At 31.5% G+C, this 15,332-nt stretch carries 15 protein-coding genes, 3 tRNA genes and 1 pseudogene; 6 read left to right on the top strand and 13 right to left on the bottom strand.

Features of this window, described 5'->3' with window-relative positions:
• Positions 1-42: 42 nt before the first annotated feature.
• From VIM70_RS03405 to VIM70_RS03395, 3 genes are all read right to left on the bottom strand, one after another.
• Positions 43-119 (bottom strand) — tRNA-Asp (locus tag VIM70_RS03405).
• A gap of 5 nt (positions 120-124) precedes the next feature.
• Positions 125-200 (bottom strand) — tRNA-Val (locus VIM70_RS03400).
• 14 nt (positions 201-214) lie between these two features.
• Positions 215-289 (bottom strand) — tRNA-Glu (locus tag VIM70_RS03395).
• A gap of 274 nt (positions 290-563) precedes the next feature.
• Here VIM70_RS03395 and VIM70_RS03390 point away from each other — a divergent pair.
• Positions 564-1,793, top strand: coding sequence for an NAD(P)/FAD-dependent oxidoreductase (locus VIM70_RS03390; RefSeq protein WP_331944128.1), 1,230 nt, complete (start codon positions 564-566; stop codon positions 1,791-1,793).
• Between the two features lie 306 nt (positions 1,794-2,099).
• Here VIM70_RS03390 and VIM70_RS03385 read toward each other — a convergent pair whose 3' ends face one another.
• Positions 2,100-2,426, bottom strand: a complete 327-nt coding sequence (locus tag VIM70_RS03385) for a MazG-like protein (RefSeq protein ID WP_331944126.1) — start codon at positions 2,424-2,426, stop codon at positions 2,100-2,102.
• A 65-nt stretch (positions 2,427-2,491) separates the two neighbouring features.
• Positions 2,492-3,244 (bottom strand): acyl-[acyl-carrier-protein] thioesterase, encoded by a 753-nt coding sequence (locus VIM70_RS03380; protein WP_331944124.1) that lies wholly within the window; start codon positions 3,242-3,244, stop codon positions 2,492-2,494.
• A 258-nt stretch (positions 3,245-3,502) separates the two neighbouring features.
• Between VIM70_RS03380 and VIM70_RS03375 the strand changes: the two genes are divergently transcribed.
• Positions 3,503-4,096: an ECF transporter S component gene (locus VIM70_RS03375; RefSeq protein ID WP_331944122.1), complete on the top strand. Its 594-nt coding sequence runs from the start codon at positions 3,503-3,505 to the stop codon at positions 4,094-4,096.
• A gap of 39 nt (positions 4,097-4,135) precedes the next feature.
• Here VIM70_RS03375 and VIM70_RS03370 read toward each other — a convergent pair whose 3' ends face one another.
• From VIM70_RS03370 to VIM70_RS03355, 4 genes are all read right to left on the bottom strand, one after another.
• Entirely contained in the window at positions 4,136-4,351 is a 216-nt protein-coding gene (locus VIM70_RS03370; protein ID WP_331944120.1) for a DUF1858 domain-containing protein, read from the bottom strand.
• 274 nt (positions 4,352-4,625) lie between these two features.
• A complete protein-coding gene (locus VIM70_RS03365) occupies positions 4,626-5,912 on the bottom strand; it encodes an adenylosuccinate synthase (RefSeq protein ID WP_331944118.1) in 1,287 nt (428 codons plus the stop codon).
• 141 nt (positions 5,913-6,053) lie between these two features.
• Positions 6,054-7,466: an NAD(P)/FAD-dependent oxidoreductase gene (locus VIM70_RS03360; protein ID WP_331944116.1), complete on the bottom strand. Its 1,413-nt coding sequence runs from the start codon at positions 7,464-7,466 to the stop codon at positions 6,054-6,056.
• Between the two features lie 233 nt (positions 7,467-7,699).
• On the bottom strand, positions 7,700-8,662 hold the full coding sequence (locus VIM70_RS03355; RefSeq protein WP_331944114.1) for a 3'-5' exoribonuclease YhaM family protein: 963 nt from the start codon (positions 8,660-8,662) through the stop codon (positions 7,700-7,702).
• Between the two features lie 289 nt (positions 8,663-8,951).
• On the opposite strand from VIM70_RS03355, the gene VIM70_RS03350 reads away from it, so the two are divergent.
• Positions 8,952-9,110 carry a hypothetical protein gene (locus tag VIM70_RS03350; RefSeq protein WP_331944112.1) on the top strand — a complete coding sequence of 53 codons (159 nt, stop codon included), beginning with the start codon at positions 8,952-8,954 and terminating at the stop codon, positions 9,108-9,110.
• 218 nt (positions 9,111-9,328) lie between these two features.
• On the opposite strand, the gene VIM70_RS03345 is transcribed toward VIM70_RS03350, so the two are convergent.
• Positions 9,329-10,669: an MATE family efflux transporter gene (locus VIM70_RS03345; RefSeq protein ID WP_331944110.1), complete on the bottom strand. Its 1,341-nt coding sequence runs from the start codon at positions 10,667-10,669 to the stop codon at positions 9,329-9,331.
• Between the two features lie 285 nt (positions 10,670-10,954).
• The gene (locus VIM70_RS03340; protein WP_331944108.1) at positions 10,955-11,440 is read right to left on the bottom strand and encodes a MarR family transcriptional regulator; all 486 of its coding nucleotides are present in this window, start codon (positions 11,438-11,440) and stop codon (positions 10,955-10,957) included.
• A 200-nt stretch (positions 11,441-11,640) separates the two neighbouring features.
• Here VIM70_RS03340 and VIM70_RS03335 point away from each other — a divergent pair.
• Positions 11,641-12,096 (top strand): annotated as a pseudogene (locus VIM70_RS03335) (MFS transporter); the annotation flags it as partial.
• Between the two features lie 67 nt (positions 12,097-12,163).
• Here the strand turns inward: VIM70_RS03335 and VIM70_RS03330 are convergent.
• On the bottom strand, positions 12,164-12,595 hold the full coding sequence (locus tag VIM70_RS03330; protein WP_331944106.1) for an NUDIX hydrolase: 432 nt from the start codon (positions 12,593-12,595) through the stop codon (positions 12,164-12,166).
• A 120-nt stretch (positions 12,596-12,715) separates the two neighbouring features.
• Positions 12,716-13,231, bottom strand: a complete 516-nt coding sequence (locus VIM70_RS03325) for a DUF2628 domain-containing protein (protein ID WP_331944104.1) — start codon at positions 13,229-13,231, stop codon at positions 12,716-12,718.
• 543 nt (positions 13,232-13,774) lie between these two features.
• Between VIM70_RS03325 and VIM70_RS03320 the strand changes: the two genes are divergently transcribed.
• Both VIM70_RS03320 and VIM70_RS03315 read left to right on the top strand, forming a co-directional pair.
• Positions 13,775-14,416, top strand: coding sequence for a GntR family transcriptional regulator (locus VIM70_RS03320; protein ID WP_331944102.1), 642 nt, complete (start codon positions 13,775-13,777; stop codon positions 14,414-14,416).
• Positions 14,417-14,433: 17 nt separating this feature from the next.
• On the top strand, positions 14,434-15,315 hold the full coding sequence (locus VIM70_RS03315; RefSeq protein WP_331944100.1) for a DUF6282 family protein: 882 nt from the start codon (positions 14,434-14,436) through the stop codon (positions 15,313-15,315).
• Positions 15,316-15,332: the final 17 nt, after the last annotated feature.

Here is a 15,332-nt window from a genome sequence, read left to right as displayed (position 1 = left end):
ACAAGTCAGCTGCTCTACCGTTGAGCCATGCTAGCAGGAATATGGCGACCCAGAAGGGACTCGGACCCTCGACCTCTGCCGTGACAGGGCAGCACTCTAACCAACTGAGCTACTGGGCCATATATGGTGGGAACAACAGGGTTCGAACCTGTGACCCTCTGCTTGTAAGGCAGATGCTCTCCCAGCTGAGCTATGCTCCCATATATGTTTTAAATGGTGACTCCTAGGGGAATTGAACCCCTGTTACCACCGTGAAAGGGTGGTGTCTTAACCGCTTGACCAAGGAGCCAAATATAACTTGTCACTTTAATTTCATGTACTTTCAGAAATATTGTTCCTCGAGCTCGCAACCCGACATAGACTATAATACATAATTTTTCATAAAGTGTCAACATATTTTCCCCATTTTTTTATTTTTTTTTTAATATCTTATAAAATTCATGTTCAACCTATGCCTTTTAGGGTAAAATTATATACAAGTAACCTTATGTTATTAATAACTTTAGGTTATTAATAACCTATGTGTTATAAATATAATTTTTTTCTCGAAGGGAGAGATTTTCTTGAAACATTCTCTTATAATAGTTGGTGGAGGCGCTTCCGGCCTAACCTCTGCTTTAATTGCAAAAGATCTTGGAATAGATGTAGCAGTAATTGAAGGCACTGATAGAATAGGCAAAAAAATATTAACAACCGGTAACGGACGTTGTAATATCAGTAATGTTAATATAAATAACGATAGATATCATAGTGAAAATCCACATTTTCAAGCGGACACACTAGATTCTTTTAATATTAAGGATACTATAGATTTTTTTAACTGTTTAGGTATACCATTAGTAACAATAGATGGTGGTAAAATGTTTCCTATGTCCATGCAAGCATCATCAGTAATTGATATACTTCGATTTTCTCTAGAAGAAAAAAACATTCCTGTGTATACAAATACAAAAGCTAAAGAAATTATTAAAAAAAAGGATGGCTTTAAGATTTATACCTCGAATAATGATTTATATGAATGTGAAAAATTAATTATTGCAACCGGTGGTAAATCTGCACCTAAAACAGGTTCTGACGGTTCTGGATACACATTAGCTAAACAGTTAGGCCATAGTGTAATCTCACAAGTTCCGGCACTTGTACAGCTTAAATTAAACTATGATAGGTTAAAGGCTTTGTCTGGAGTTAAATTTGATGGTTATGCAGAAATATCTATAAATCATCAAAATGTTCAAAAGGAATTTGGAGAAATTCTTTTCACTGACTACGGTATTTCTGGTCCTCCAATTCTTCAACTTAGTAGAACTGCATCTTATGGCTTATCAAAAAACAGCAAAGTTTCTTTAAAAATTGATATGTTACCGAATATTAAGTACGAAGATCTATTAGAATTTTTAAGCAGTCATTGGTCGACATTTGAAGCCCGCTCCGTTTCTGATTCATTCATTGGAATAATTCATAAAAAAATCATTCCGATAATGTTAAAGGAAGCAAAAGTACAAGATATTCATAAACCCTGTTGCGATTTACAAATAGACGAAAAAAATGCTATATGTAATTTGTTAAAACAATGGCAATTTGAGGTTTCCGGCACTAATTCTTTTGCAAATGCTCAAGTCACTGCTGGAGGCATTAATACAAAAGAAATTAATCCTAAAACTTTAGAATCCAATATTACCAAGGGTCTATTCTTTGCGGGAGAAATATTAGATGTGGATGGTGATTGTGGCGGTTTCAACCTTCAATGGGCATGGAGTTCTGGTGCTGTTGCAGGGAGAAATGCTTCCAAATAGATAGTCTTAGGGTTTTCTTATATTTTGCTATAACTAAAAGAAGAGCTTGCCTGAATGCTTCGCTTAGCCAAGTAATTCTAAACTAATTTTATTGAAAGATACTAAAATTAGTTAAGAATTACTAAGGCACGTTCAAATGCATTCTTAGCAACCTCTTCTTTTGTTAGCATAATATAAGCAAAAATAATATTAAACCATCACTAAAGATTGATAATTCCAAACAACACCAGTATAGCTATCTCGTCTGAGATAGATAACAATATAAGATTCATAACTTATCTAAAATATATCATCATGCTCATTAAATTAATCCCTTAATTGTTTTTCAGTTTTGGATAAGAATTTTTCCACTGCTTCACTGATATCAATATTCATGCGTTCAGCTAAAATAATCACCCACCATATGCATTCACCAAGCTTATGTTCCAATTCAGATTCAGTTTCACCATTTATTGGCCAACGTCCCTGCTGAGACATTGTAAGGCGACCTACCAATCCGGAATCTGTCAGAAATGCTAACGCATCCTCTTCTACAGTCCATTCTTTTTCATGATACTGTTGTTCCAAATCATGGTATATTTTTCTTATTTGAACCGATCGTTCAACCACTTCACTAAAGTTCATATCTTTCATTTTCGTCCTCTTCTTTCTGTAAAATTTATAGTTTATTTGTTTTCAAAATGATGAGAGCAAACCTACTATACCCAGATACTTTCTAAGAGCGTAAGCTCAACACCTTCTTCATTAATGATTTTATGTCTACATATTATCTTGTCTTCTGCTCTAATAATTTCCGTGCTTACCGTTATTGTTTCTCCGTAAGTTGTTTCCTTCTCATAAGTTACCTTAATATTCTTTAGTTCATAATTTAGTATTATATCCTTTGGAACTGTTTCTAAAGCCCAATCAACATATTTTACATTATTCACATGTTTATTCGTGTCAATATCACTATATCTCACCTGGAAACTTTTCTCACTGTCTACCTTATTGATTGGGAATATCTTTTCAATGTCTATAGGTTTATTATTAGTACTATCATCTATCCCATAAACATCATACATATCTTTGGTAATTCTCATTGGCCTTCTTCTATCTGTATTTATTAAAATCCAAACAGAATCAGCATGTCCGATTATATTTCTCTTAGCATCAGTAATTTCATACTTTCTATATGCATAAAATCTATTTAAGGAATATGCAAAAGTTTCCACAGTTATAGTTTCATTTAACAAAGGGTATGAATCCATTGTTATGTCCCATTTATATAGGACCCAAGCCATTTTATTTTCTTTAAGATAATCCATTCCGACTCCTAAAGATTCACTTTGGTACATTGCCATATCTCCAAGATAATTCATGATTTTTGTAATATAAGCTCTTTTATGTATATCTACTTCATAATAATGAATGTTATAATCTCTATTTGTAACTACTGAAGTTTTACTCATGTTATCACTCCTATATTTTTTTGTTTATGAAATAACTATTAATATTTTTTTGTGTTAATTTATGCCATTGTTAAATTATTAACACAATGATATAATAAGTCAAATATATTTAATAAAAATTTCTTTTACCTATGTAAATGTTATCAAAAACGTGCTAAAATATTAATGTCAGTATTCATTATGAAACTGAACTATAAATAAGGATTATAAATAATAGGTCGACTTATATCCTTATGGAATAAGAGCGGAGGGAATAAAATGATTAATAATAACTCTATCAAATTAAGACGAATCAAAACAAGTGAACTTACAACTATTGGTATGCTTTCAGCTATTTGTGTAGTACTCGGGTTAACTGGATATGGTTTTATACCACTTCCTGGTGCAAAAGCTACTATCATGCATATTCCTGTTATAATTGGTTCAATAGTAGGTGGACCTATGGTAGGAATGACTATCGGTTTAATCTTTGGGGTTTTTAGCATTATGCAGAACATAACAACTCCCAACATACTATCTTTTGCTTTTATAAATCCTCTAGTATCTGTATTACCAAGAATTCTTATTGGTTTTACTTCTTACTATGTTTATAAACTAAGTTTTGGTAAACATGAAAGCTTAAGGATTGGACTAGCTACCATTGTTGGTTCTATAACCAACACTTTTGGGGTTCTCACTATGATATATATTTTATATGCAGCCAAATTTGCTGTTTCTAAGGGCATAGATCCATCAATCGCTGCAAAAACTATTTATGGCATTGCTATAATAAATGGTGTTCCAGAAGCCATTATAGCTACTATAATTACCATACCTGTTGTACTTGCCATTAAAAAGATAAGAAAACAATAAAAACAAGACACTTAGCATTTGCTAAGTGTCTTAATTTTCTTATACTCTTGTTTCATTTACTTCTACTTGATTCGCGTTTAATGAAGTCATTAATTCTTCTAAATTAAGACCATGAACTGATGCTGCTTCTTCTAATGTTTCAGCTTGTGCTGAAGGACATCCTACGCAACCCATTCCAAAACTCATTAATATCTGAACTGAATCAGGATTTGTTCTTACAACTTCGCCTATTGTCATATCCTTAGTAATTTTCATATTATTTACCTCACTTTATTTTTATTATAATTATATCAGAATCTAACCATTAAACAAATAAAATATTTATTTAACTTCAATTCTCATTCTCATTGTATTCCATATACATACACTTTACTAGTACGCACTTTTATAATCTTTAGTATACAATTGTATACCTATATAAATTGTAAAAGATAAATAAATCTATCTTCTACAATACTTATAATTTCCTATAATATAAAAACCATACATGTGTTCAAAATAAACTTTGTATAATATGTATTTCTAAATTCTATATTTCACTTAATACCATTGTTTGATCTCTTTTAGGTCCTACTGAAACTATGGAAACTTTAACTCCTGTAAATTCTTCAATTCTCTTTATATATATTTTTGCATTTTCAGGAAGTTCTTCATAACTTCTTGCGTCCGCTATTTTTGTGTCCCAACCATCAAATTCCTCATATACTGGTACGCAATTAGCTAAATCCTCTAGACTTGCTGGAAAATAATCTATAATGTTTCCTTCAAATTTATATCCTACACAAATCTTAATTTTCTTAAGTCCTGCTAATGTATCTATTTTAGTTACAGCAAAGCTTGTAATTCCTGAAACTCTTGCTGCAGATTTTAATATAACAAGATCAAGCCATCCACATCTTCTTGCTCTGCCTGTTGTTACACCAAATTCAAAACCTTTTTCACGAATCCATTCTCCTGTTTCATCCTCAAGTTCTGTTGGAAATGGTCCTTTTCCTACTCTTGTAGTATAAGCCTTTGCAACTCCTACAACACTTGTTATCATTGTAGGCCCTATTCCTGCTCCAACACAAACTCCACCTGCAATAGTGTTTGATGAAGTTACAAAAGGATATGAACCGTAATCTATATCAAGTAGAGTACCTTGTGCACCTTCAAATAAAACATCTTTTCCAGCTTTTATTGAATCGTAAACTTTAACTGATATATCTTTGACATATGGTCTCATTCTTTCTGCAAACTCTAGGTACTGTGTATATATTGTTTCGAAATCTAATGCTTTTCCACCCAAAACTTTTGTTATTATATTATTTTTCATTGTTAAAGTAGTTTTAAGTTTCTCTTTTAGAACATCTTTTTTCATTAAGTCACAAACCCTGATTCCACTTCTTTCAAACTTATCGCTATAACAAGGACCTATACCTTTTTTTGTAGTTCCGATATCATTTTTACCTCTGGCTATTTCATATAAATTATCAAGCTCTTTATGGTAAGGCATTATAACCTGTGATCTATCACTAATCATTAGTCTCTCAGGTGTTATGTTTTCACCTAAAGCTTCTAGGTAGTCGATTTCTGTAAATAAAGCTTCTGGGTCTACAACAACTCCATTACCTATTACATTCAATTTATCTTTATATAATATTCCTGATGGTATTAAGTGAAGTTTATATTCTTTATCTCCTACAACTACTGTATGACCTGCATTATTTCCGCCTTGAAACCTGACTACAACGTCTGCTCCTTGCGCAAGATAATCTGTCATCTTACCTTTACCTTCATCGCCCCATTGGGCTCCTAAAACAATAAATGCTGACATATAAATTCCTCGCTTTCTTTCAGTCGACGATAAAATTTTTAAGCTAAGTTGCTTATTAAATTTTATTGCCTCTTATGTTTAGTTCACATTTGAATTATACACTTTTACTTCTGTTATAACCAATTGTTTGGTTATCAACTCTTAGTCTTCCTTAGTAGCAATGTCTCTTGCTACTACTACTCCAGTTGCAGATGCTTGCATTAGTCCTCTTGTTATTCCTGCTCCATCTCCTATGGTATACAAATTACTAACGGATGTTTCAAACTTATCATTTGTACTAAACTTACTAGAATAAAACTTAACCTCTACTCCATATAATAATGTGTTTTTACTATATAGCCCTGGTGCTATCTTGTCAAAAGCCTTTAATGCTTCTACAATCGATGTTAGATGTCTTTGTGGTAATACAAAACTTAAATCACCAGGCACCGCCGATTTTAGAGTAGGCGTCGTAGTTGATTTACTTAATCTATTAACATCTGTTCTTCTTCCTTTGAGTAAATCCCCAAGTCTTTGAACCATTATACCTCCACCAGTTAACATATTCCCTAGCTGAGCTATATATTTTCCATAACCAATAGGTTGATCAAATGGCTCTGTAAAGCTAGTAGATACAAGCATTGCAAAATTTGTATTAGTAGTTCTAAGTTTTTGATCTGAATAACTATGACCATTTACAACTGCGATCTTGTTATCATCATAATATTCTGCTGACACTACTCCACCTGGGTTCATACAAAAGGTCCTAACCTTATTTCCAAAGGTATCAGAATAATATACAAGTTTTGCTTCATATAAGTCCTTAGTTAGATGATCCATAACAGAATTAGGCACCTCAACTCTTACTCCAATATCTACTGCATTGTTCGTAACCTTTATGTCATGTTTTTTAGCTTCATTTGCAACCCACTCAGCGCCACCTCTACCTGGTGCTGCTACAACGTACTTTGCATTAACCTTGAGAATGCCTTCTTTATTATTTACTAATACTCCAGTAACTTTATTGTCTTCAACTAATATTTCTTCCACTTCACTGAGTTCAATAAATTCTGTGTTTGTATTATCTATTAAATGATGATACATAGATTTTAAAACTTCATAGGCAAGTTCTGTTCCTAAATGCCTTACTGGACATTCAACAAGACGAATATTGTGCTTACTTGCTTCATATTTAATTTCATCAACTTTATCAGTATTAAGTCCATAAACCTTCTCATTTGCTCCAAATTCCATATATATATCATCACAATACTTTATCAATTTCTTTGATTCATCTTCAGAGTAATATTCAAGAAGTCTTCCACCAACCTCTGGGCTTAATGAAAGCTTACCATCAGAGAATGCTCCAGCACCTGCCCATCCATATGTTATACCACAAGGTTTACATTTAACACACTTGCCATTAACTCTAGCTGGACATTTTCTTTTTTCTATATTTCTTCCCTTATCAATTATAAGAACGCTTAGTTCAGGTTTTTTATTAGCAATTTCTAGTGCTGTAAATATGCCCGCTGGGCCAGCTCCTACAATAACTACGTCGTAAAAATTTTTCATTCCATATTCCCTCCTGTATGCGTCTGGGGCAAATAACAATTATCAATTGTTATCCCTCCTGAATTCGTGTAGGGTAAATAACAATTATTAATAATTATCATACTACCTAATAATATCAGAGCAATATAACACAGTCAATATAAAATGCGAATAATAAAAATTTATTTTTAATAATAGTTCGTGTATTTATAATTTGATCATGACATAAATTATCTGTTAGTTTATATATTTATCTATTTCTTAACAAAACTTTTATAAATATTAATATTATCAAGTGACCTTATTCTCTCAGAAAATTTACCTTCTTTTGTTTCTGTTAAAGCCTTATTCATATCATACATTCTTGCATCCATTGTATCTAAATGATGTAACATTTCAGCTTCTGGTATCATTGGTTTTTTAGGACTTCCATATTCAGCTTCATAATGATGAGCAAGAACCATATGCTCTAGAAGCATTGTTACTTCCTTGTCCGCTTTTACCTCAATGCTAGCCGTTTCAATCATTTTAACACCTTGAACTATATGTCCTATAAGTTGACCTTCCACTGAATACTCACTTACAATTCCAAGGTCACTAGCATTCATCTCATATATTTTGCCAATATCATGAAGTATTATACCCGCATATAATAAATCAGTATTTAGAAAAGTATAAATTTCACTTAGCTTTTCTCCTGCCTTAAGCATTGTGGTTGTATGATATAAAAGCCCTGATCTTATAGCATGGTGATTGGACTTCGCTGCAGGGTAATGCATTAATTTTTGCTCATTATTACTTATAATATTGGTAACTATGTTTTGAATATCTGCATTTTCAATTTTTGCTAAATAATCTAAAATGTCATTATACATTATTTCTGGCGAATATGGCGCCACTGCAATATAATCGCAGATGTCTACTTCATCTCTTTCCTCTGTTAATCTTATCATTTCAATTTTTAATTGGAGTTTTCCTCTCCACTCATTTACGGTGCCCTTAACCTTCACTAACACGTTTTGTTTAAATTTATTTTCTATTTCTTCATTGCATTCCCATAGTTTTGCATTTATATCGCCTGTGGCGTCACCTAAATTAAAATCCAAATACTTATTCGTATTACTATTGTTTGATACCTTGATATCTACGGATTTTATAATATAAAAACCTTCAACCCTATCACCCTTTTTTATTTCACTTATCTTCTTCATTTCCATATTTATCTCCTTATATTCTAATAACTTAATTGTATATAATATATTATGCTTATGCTAACATTTAACATTACTTTATTTATTATGTTTAACACTATAATTTTAACATATATATCTTTCAATTATACATCATTATTCTTTATAAAATTATTTATAGTTTAAAATTAAAGAATAAAAATATTTTTACAATTACTAATAAATATATGTGGTAATATTTGTAATTTTATTATATAATGCAATTAAGTATCCACGAGCTTATATTACGTAACACAAATATTAAGAGGTGATAATTATGCCAAGAGGTAGAAATAAAATTGAAAACTCTAAAAGTGAATTAATTCATGTGCGAATAAGCGAAGAACTATCAAAATCCTTAGAAAGTTTCTGCAAGGCGAGTAATATAACAAAAAGCGAAGGAACAAGGGTTCTTTTGGAGAGTATTTTAAAATAAACGATGTACCATAAAAATCCTATAAGATTTATATCTTGTAGGATTTTTATAGTGCGTTGGACAAGCGTCGAAGCTGTGACCAACTGATTCATAGTGTGATAGTAGTGCAACTAAGTTTATAGGAGAAGCTTTAAAATTTTATTATGAAAATAATAAGTAATTGATCGAAAAGGTTGGCGCTACGTAATTGTTATATTTTTAATTTAATATATCTATTTTTACTCCTTCATAGAAATATCCCGCTTAAGTTTACTCCATAAATATAATCCTATTGCGCAAGTTAATATTTCTGTTATAGTCATCGACCATATAACTCCATCTAAACCAAAAGTATATTTTCCTAAAATCATAATAGGAATTAATAATGCTCCCTGCACTACAGACATTATGGTTGCCTCTTTACCTCTTCCAGCTCCTTGAAAGATTGCTATAAAAAGACCAGTAATGCTAGAAAACAAAGCTGAAATAAGCATAGCTATCAAAATGTATATACCAGTGTTTATTACGTAAGTATTATGGCTAAATAAATGTACTATTGGTTCTCTGAAAATAAATATTATCAATGAAAAGGCCATAGTTAGGATTGCAATATAGGCTGCAGTAATATTTATAATACTCTTCATTCGTTTTATATTCCTAGCTGCATATGCATAAGCAATTAAGGGGATAACTCCAATATATAACCCTTTAGCGGCAAACTGAGCAAGTTGGGCAATTCGCAGAGATATTCCAAATGCAGCAACAGCATAGTCGCCATAGTGTGCTGAAAAATTATTTAACAATAAAACGGAAACAATCATAAATGCATCTAATAGGAAAGAGGATATTCCTATCTTAAAAATATCTTTAAGCATACTAAGCGTTGGTTTGAATGTTTTTATGGAAACTGTCAAAGTAGAACTTTTGTTTCTAAGGTAATAAACATAGTACAATACTGCACATGTATTCGCAACAACTGTTCCAATTGCTGCTCCTACAATATTTAAATGACATGTAAAAATTAATATGGGGTCCAAAATAATATTTATGATAACACTTATAAACATACCATTCATCGAGACTTTTGAAGCTCCCTCCGCTCGTACTACTTGTCCTAATGCAAAGTTAGCAATTACCAACGGACTTCCTATGATAAGAACCATAATAAAATCTTTGGTGAACAAAATCGTATCACCTTTTGCCCCTAATACTTTTAGAATAGGATGAATTAAAGGTATCGCGAATAACATAAAAATAAATCCAGCGAGTAAACTTAAGAAAAAAATAACTGATGAAACTTTTTTTGCATCTTCTAATTTTCTCTCCCCAAGTAACCTAGATATATAGGTCCCACCACCTACACCAAAAATATTTCCAATTCCCGATAATATAATTGTAAAAGGTAACGCTAATGTGACAGCTGTCATCATTGCTGTGTTATTTAGCTTTCCAATAAAAAAGGCGTCAATAACATTATAAATCATAATAACGGACATCCCCAGCATCATGGGCACTGCCATGTGTGCAATTGCTTTTGGTATAGTTGCTTGTTCAAAATAATAATTTGCTGTTTTTTTCATATAATGATTCTCCTTAAATTCTCGGGTAGTGTAAACTTTTTTACACTACTTATTTGATTTTTTCTTTATATATCAAGGTTTGTTCTGTAAATTATGTATTGATTGATTTAAATTTACACATTTAAAATTCTCACTTCTCGAAAAAGAGTAACTATGTTTCCTTGTCAACAAAATCATTCTATCACTTCATTGTTTCCTTGTCAACAATAAAAGGAGGCTGTATCACACGCTAATGTTCCAGCGTTCTGATACAGCCCCTTTAGGCTACTTTTTGGTACAAACCCATTATTCAAAATCATTTCGATTTGTTATATCTACACCTTGCTTCTTTATTTCTGCATCCAAATGCCTACTATACTTTGCAACGAAGTTAAGCATGATATCAAATTGTTCCTCGGTTACCTGCTCAAATACGGCTTTATCCCGCTCTTTAAACTCTTTGTGCAGTTTCTCATGGACTTTGTTAATTACTTTTCCTTGCTCAGTAAGCCTAAAATAGATTTCTTTCTTGTTATCCGTTTTCTGGTAGCTTTCGATAATACCTTTTTTTATGAGCTTCTTAGTTAATTTACTTATGGCACCCCTAGTCATATAAAAAGATTCCGCAAGTTTTGTCACGTTGGAATCTACATTTCTTCCAATGTATTCGATACAATGTACTTCAGAAGACTTATAACCCTTAAAACTGTCTTTCATCTTAGGCTTATTAAGCGAAACTATCTTGTTTAATAAGTCCCTAAAACCGATTATGACCTGTTCTTCTTTATTCATGGCCTGTCCTCCCACCCGTTGATGTATTAACAATATTATATTAAACTTTTGTTTCTATTTCAACAATGTTAAAGTAATTATTCTAAAAATTGAGCTACATATGAAAAAATAGAGCCAAAGAACCAAGTCCCATCATTATTACATATGTATATTATAAAAGAAAAATGGATAATATTCTATCTATTTTTAATTATACTGCTTTACTTATTAGTACAATATTACTGCCTACGTTAGATATAAATTCTTCATTATTATTAGTAGTAATATATGTTTTCATAATGGGTTTTGGATTTGGCGGAGCTTTTACAACCCTAACTATAATTATCCAAGAATCCGTGGAATATAACAAAAGAGGTGCTGCAACCGCTGCCAATTCATTGCTTATGACCTTTGGGCAAACAATAGGTGTAAGTGTATTTGGAAGTATATTTAACTTATATATAATTAAATACTTTACTCAGCTAGGCATAAAAAGAGTAGACCCGAGTAATTTATATAAGTCTTCTGTCACCAATGAGCAGATAAAGCTTTCCATAAATAGTTCTTTGCATATTCTGTTTATACTATTTATAGTTGTAGCTACCTTATCACTAATTTTATCAATAATAATGCCTAAAATAGCAAGGAAACAGATTACCGAACCCGAAGGTTTATAGAACTATAAACTTTGATAAAGAAGGACAAATTTAATCATATAAAGTTAATTATAATCAATAATTTGCCCTAAAAGAATTTTTTTGCATTGTCAAAAAGCACTGGAGTTATTTTAGGGTATGTCAACGAATCAGGCAAATTACAAAAAGTTTGGACTTCTTTCATCTCGCTATTAGGAATATCAGATAATTCAGTTATATCTGCCATGAACACCATACCATTAGCCCGCGATATATCATCTCCTGCCCAATAATCAAACACTGGCAAAATTGAAAATTTTACAGCACCTGACTCTTCAAACAATTCACGCTTTGCTGCCTCAAGTGGTGTTTCTCCTTTCTCAATATGTCCTCCTTGTGTTTCCCAAGTAGAACGTTTTTTATGACGGCTAAGTAATATTTTTCCTTGATACTTAGAAAGAATTACAACATATTTATACTCTTTTAACTCATTCAATTTATAAACCTTACATTCCATAATATCACCTTTCAAACTGCACACAGTATTTACTTCGTTTTATACAATGTTGTATATATCATGTTTTCTATATTATCTAAATAACATGCCTTTCTGAAATAAAGAAAGGTGAATTTAAATAATATCTAATGAAAACCAGTTAATCTAAAAACCTATAAATATCCCATCTAAAATAAAAGCTACAAACATATATCCAATGAACATTAATAAAGCTATTCCAACCCCGCCCCAACTACCATTACCTTTTTTCATAATTTCTTTATCTATATTAGAGGAATCTTGATTTTGTTCTCTTATTTTAGCAATTTTTTTCTTCATATGTATATAATAAAAAGTGTTTCCCGAACCTCCTACTAATACAGCAATTACTGTTCCCGTGCTTTTAAACATATCCACTGGAACAAAATACTGTAATATACCAATCCCAGTAAGGACAGATAGAAAATAGAATATATTTAGGTACATCTTTCTATACCCTAACCAAAATATAGAAAATAAAAATCCTGGCCAGTTTATTCCCCACTTCTTACTCCCATCTTTAAATGCACTCCACTTCTTAATGTAATAATCTGAGTTTTTTCCTACAAATAATTTAGCCTCATTTTCATCAAGATCCTCAAATTGTTTTTTAAACTTATCTAGCCTTTCTTGTTTACTCATTGCTTACCCCTCGTAATATTTGAATATTATGTTATAAAATTTTTGTTTAGGATTTTTCATCTCTTTTATTACTATCTATCAAGTTCTCCACCCAAATATTCAAGACTTCTATGATTTTACAATCTTTTTGACTGATAATTGATTAAAATATAGCATATTGTAACCAAAGTGTAAATGATTTAATTTTGCTTGAATTTGAAATAACACAATCTTTTTATTTTCAAAATTTATTCCCATATATCCTCCTAATAAATAAAGTAGAATATAGCATAGTTATAGCTAGTTTCATCAATTCTTGAATAGGTAGAACTCTGTTTATTTTCAACCATTGAGTATAGCGCTAAATAATAGTATTTTCCTTTAAAATAAAAAAGTGCCATGACTGAATTTGTTTTTTAAAATTAAAAAATGCATTTTTTAGTTGACAAGCTTTACATTTAGCAATAAAATAAAAGCATGCAATATTGTTGAACAATTTTGCACGCTAAATAAACTACAGTTTAGTCGCTATTAAATTAACTTAGAAGGAGGTGTTAGGGTTATATGGGTACAAAAACTGAACACGCTTACCAAATAATCAAGAAAAAAATTATGGAAGGTGAGTACAAGCCCTCGGAGAACTTAAATGAAGTAAACCTTGCAAATGCAATTGTTGTTAGCAGAAACACTATTAAAAAGGCGTTGCTGATGCTTGCCAGTGAAGGCCTGGTAGATGTTCAGGAGAACAAAGGGGCTAAAGTTAAATCTTTTACATTAGAAGAGGTTATAAACTACCTGCAAGTAAGAGAAGTATTAGAGGGATTAGTAGCAGAATTGACTGCCCCAATTATTACTGACGAAGAGTTAAATTGTTTAGGTGAAACTTTATTAAAGATGGAAGCGTGTATAAAAAATAATGATCTTGTACAGTATTCAAACTACAATCTGCACTTCCATAATATTATTTATACTGCCTGTAAAAATAAGCAAGCTGTACAATTAATAAACTCTATAAAAACTCAAGTACTAAGATATCATTTTAGAACAATATTAGTACCAGGTCGAAATATGAGTTCGTTACAAGAGCATAAAAATATATATAATGCGCTTAAAGCACATGACGTATTAGAATCTGGAAGATTCATTAAAATTCATATCTCTAATGTACGAGATATTCTAACTAAAAATTATCAGTTTTTGATTTAATTTAAGGAGGAGTTAATATGGAAAACAATATTCTAACAGGTGCTTATGATTTGCATGTTCATTCAGCACCTGATGTTATGCCGAGAAAGATGAATGATTTGGAAATGGCTCAGAGGATTAAAGATAAGGGAATGAAAGGTTATGCTATAAAATCCCACTATTTTTGTACTTCTGAAAGAGCAACTTTGATAAAAAAGCTATATCCAGAGGTAAATGCCATTGGCGCAATCTGCCTAAACAATTCCGTGGGTGGTATAAATCCACTAGCAGTTGAAATGGCTGGCAGAAGTGGAGCAAAAATTGTTTGGATGCCTACAGTCGATTCAAAGAATGAGCTAAATTTTCTAAAATCAGGCAAAGTTAAGAAGCAACCTTACTGGGCAAAAATTAAACAGGAGATGGAAGCTGATGGTGTTATTTCACCTGCTATCGATTTGCTAGAAAAAGGTGAGCTTAAAGAGTCTGTCTACAATGTATTAAAGGTTATTAAAAAGTACGATATGATTTTAGCTACAAGTCACATTGGTTGGGAAGAAGTTAGGGCTGTTGTGAAAGCGGCTGCAGAAATGAACATCAAAAAAATTATAATTACTCATCCAGACTTTCCTTCTACTTTTTTACAAAAGGAACAGCAAAAGGAACTTGTAAATTACGGGGCATTTATAGAACACTGCTTTACAACTCCAGCTACTGAAAAGGTAACTTGGGAAATTGTTTATGATCAAATTAAAACTATTGGGTCTAAGCATTGTATACTTGCCACAGATTTAGGACAACCTTTAGGAGTTTATCCTGATGAAGGTTTAGAAATATTTGCTAATAAGCTTATGGATAATGGATTTAATATAACCGATATTGATAATATGATTAGAACAAATCCTAAATTTTTAGTTGAGTAGAAACAAGTTGTTTAGTG

The sequence above is a fragment of the Clostridium sp. genome (assembly GCF_036569345.1).
Classification (GTDB): Bacteria; Bacillota; Clostridia; order Clostridiales; family Clostridiaceae; genus Clostridium_AD.
The sequence above is the reverse complement of the archived record's forward strand: the minus strand, read 5'-3'. Positions and strand labels throughout refer to the sequence as shown.

Excerpts from the sequence above, each read along its gene's own strand:
- VIM70_RS03385 (WP_331944126.1), bottom strand. The coding sequence starts at position 2,426 with ATGAAAGATATGAACTTTAGTGAAGTGGTTGAACGATCGGTTCAAATA.
- VIM70_RS03380 (WP_331944124.1), bottom strand. The coding sequence starts at position 3,244 with ATGAGTAAAACTTCAGTAGTTACAAATAGAGATTATAACATTCATTAT.
- VIM70_RS03375 (WP_331944122.1), top strand. The coding sequence starts at position 3,503 with ATGATTAATAATAACTCTATCAAATTAAGACGAATCAAAACAAGTGAA.
- VIM70_RS03370 (WP_331944120.1), bottom strand. The coding sequence starts at position 4,351 with ATGAAAATTACTAAGGATATGACAATAGGCGAAGTTGTAAGAACAAAT.
- VIM70_RS03365 (WP_331944118.1), bottom strand. The coding sequence starts at position 5,912 with ATGTCAGCATTTATTGTTTTAGGAGCCCAATGGGGCGATGAAGGTAAA.
- VIM70_RS03360 (WP_331944116.1), bottom strand. The coding sequence starts at position 7,466 with ATGAAAAATTTTTACGACGTAGTTATTGTAGGAGCTGGCCCAGCGGGC.
- VIM70_RS03355 (WP_331944114.1), bottom strand. The coding sequence starts at position 8,662 with ATGGAAATGAAGAAGATAAGTGAAATAAAAAAGGGTGATAGGGTTGAA.
- VIM70_RS03350 (WP_331944112.1), top strand. The coding sequence starts at position 8,952 with ATGCCAAGAGGTAGAAATAAAATTGAAAACTCTAAAAGTGAATTAATT.
- VIM70_RS03345 (WP_331944110.1), bottom strand. The coding sequence starts at position 10,669 with ATGAAAAAAACAGCAAATTATTATTTTGAACAAGCAACTATACCAAAA.
- VIM70_RS03340 (WP_331944108.1), bottom strand. The coding sequence starts at position 11,440 with ATGAATAAAGAAGAACAGGTCATAATCGGTTTTAGGGACTTATTAAAC.
- VIM70_RS03325 (WP_331944104.1), bottom strand. The coding sequence starts at position 13,231 with ATGAGTAAACAAGAAAGGCTAGATAAGTTTAAAAAACAATTTGAGGAT.
- VIM70_RS03320 (WP_331944102.1), top strand. The coding sequence starts at position 13,775 with ATGGGTACAAAAACTGAACACGCTTACCAAATAATCAAGAAAAAAATT.
- VIM70_RS03315 (WP_331944100.1), top strand. The coding sequence starts at position 14,434 with ATGGAAAACAATATTCTAACAGGTGCTTATGATTTGCATGTTCATTCA.